Source organism: Asaia sp. W19, assembly GCF_003994335.1.
Classification (GTDB): domain Bacteria; phylum Pseudomonadota; class Alphaproteobacteria; order Acetobacterales; family Acetobacteraceae; genus Asaia.
In genome coordinates this window covers 1-1,600 of record NZ_PNQZ01000026.1, presented here as the reverse complement: position 1 = coordinate 1,600, position 1,600 = coordinate 1, and the positions used below count along the sequence as shown (strand labels likewise).

General features: G+C 61.9%; 1 protein-coding gene. It reads right to left on the bottom strand.

What is annotated here, in order from left to right; genetic code table 11:
• Positions 1 to 1,600 (bottom strand): amino acid adenylation domain-containing protein (locus tag C0V97_RS06880; RefSeq protein ID WP_127101905.1); only part of this gene is annotated, 1,600 nt, incomplete at both ends.

Below are 1,600 nucleotides of genomic sequence, written 5' to 3'. Positions count from 1 at the left end.
TCTGCACGGTCAGAGGCAGCCGTGACAGCTCCTGATCGCCCTCCATGGCGGTAGCGAGTGCGCAGACGGTGGGGGCCTCGAAGATGATGCGTATGGGCAGGCTGACGGAGAAAATAGTGCGGATCCGGCTGATGAGGCGCGTCGCCAGCAGGGAGTGACCGCCGAGATCGAAGAAGCTCGTATCGATATCCACGCTCTCGCGATCGAGAAGCTCGGCAAACAGCGAACACAGCACGGCCTCACGCGGCGTGCGGGGCGCGCGTCCGATCTGCACGGCCGTACAGTCCGGAACCGGCAAGGCCTTTCTGTCGAGCTTGCCATTCGTCGTCAGCGGCAGGGCCTCGAGCGCGACAATGGCGCTGGGCACCATGTAGTCGGGCAGGTCATGCGCCAGCGTATTGCGCAGCGCAGCGCTGTCGGGAACATGCCCCGGCTCCGGCACCACATAGGCAACCAGACGCGGATCGTCCTTCCTGTCCTCGCGCAGAATGACCGCCGCCGCACGCAGGCCGGGCTGTTCCTGCAGCCTTGTCTCGATCTCGCCCGGCTCCACACGAAAGCCGCGGATCTTGATCTGGTGATCGATACGCCCAAGGAAGAGAATGGTCCCGTCAGGCTGGTAACAGGCCAGATCGCCTGTGCGATAGAGCCTGCCACGACCATCCGCGCAGAAGGGATCGGCGATGAAGCGCTCTGCCGTCAGTTCGGGCTGGTTGAGATAGCCACGCGCCACACCATGGCCGCCGATATGCAGCTCTCCCGATACACCGGGCGGCACGGGATGGCCCGCAGGATCGAGAATATAGAGCTGCGTATTCGCAATCGGACGACCGATCGGCACAGAATGCAAACCCGTTATGTCACGCGGACACTCCCAGCAAGATGCATAGACGCTGGCCTCGGTCGGCCCATAAGCGTTTATGATCTTCGCTGACACTAACGAGGCACAATAACGGACCACATCCGGATCCAGAGCTTCGCCTCCGAAGACAAGATGCGAAAGCGCAGAAAGTGGCTCGAGGTCAAGGCGCTCTCTGAACAGAGCCTGTGGGAGTACCGCATGTGTAATGCGGCGCGCATCCATGAACTGCCAAAGTGTTTCGACGCTTTGTCGCTGCTCCTGGGTAATGAGACAAAGTTCTGCACCTGCGGTGAGCGCCATAACGATTTCGAATATGCTGGCATCGAAACTGCATGACGAGAACTGCAGGACACGGCTACGGCAGGTGGCGGCGAAATCACGCTTTTGCGCAACGTGCAAAGCCACGGCGTTGACATGCTCGACCGCAACCCCCTTTGGCTGCCCTGTGGAGCCGGAGGTGTAGATGATATAGGCGAGGTTGCGGCTGGTCAGTCCCAGACGGTGGCGATCAGGATTGCCTGCCTCCCGGGCCTGCCAGGGTGTGACGGGCGCGCAGACATTGCACAGGATGGTATCGTGTGCTGCCCAGTCCCCCAGTGCGGCAAGTCCCGAGGCATCGTGCAGCAGGACCGCCGGGCGCGCATCGTCAAGAACACGCTGCAGGCGGCCCGAGGCATAGGACGGATCAAGCGGCAGATAGGCCCCGCCCGCCTTGAGGATCGCAAGAAGCGCAATCAT